This is a genomic window from Arthrobacter pascens, assembly GCF_017052465.1.
Taxonomy (GTDB): domain Bacteria; phylum Actinomycetota; class Actinomycetes; order Actinomycetales; family Micrococcaceae; genus Arthrobacter; species Arthrobacter pascens.
This window is the reverse complement of the sequence record NZ_JAFHKT010000021.1, coordinates 1-443: the sequence shown is the minus strand read 5'-3', so window position 1 is coordinate 443 and position 443 is coordinate 1. Positions and strand designations below refer to the sequence as shown.

Sequence of the window (443 nt, the reverse complement as noted above, 5' to 3'; positions counted from 1 at the left end):
TCGTGCATGGGGATGCGGACGCCGCGTTCCTTGGCGACCTCGACGGCGCGGTCGTAGCCGGCGTCGGCGTGGCGGATGACGCCCATGCCGGGGTCGTTGGTGAGGAGGCGTGCGAGCTTTTCGGCGGCGAGGTCGGTGCCGTCGGCGACGGAGACCTGGCCGGCGTGGATGGAGCGGCCGATGCCCACGCCGCCGCCGTGGTGGAGGGAGACCCAGGTGGCGCCCGAGGCGGTGTTGAGCAGGGCGTTGAGCAGCGGCCAGTCCGCGATCGCGTCGGAGCCGTCGGCCATGGCCTCGGTTTCACGGTAGGGGGAGGCGACGGAGCCGGAGTCGAGGTGGTCCCGGCCGATCACGATGGGCGCCTTGACCTTGCCTTCCTTCACGAGCTGGTTGAACAGCAGCCCGGCCTTGGCGCGTTCGCCGTAGCCCAGCCAGCAGATCCG

General features: G+C 71.6%; 1 protein-coding gene. It reads right to left on the bottom strand.

Features of this window, described 5'->3' with window-relative positions; translation table 11 throughout:
• On the bottom strand, window positions 1-443 hold a 443-nt coding region (locus JYA52_RS00095; RefSeq protein ID WP_504739498.1), incomplete at both ends, for a urocanase-related protein.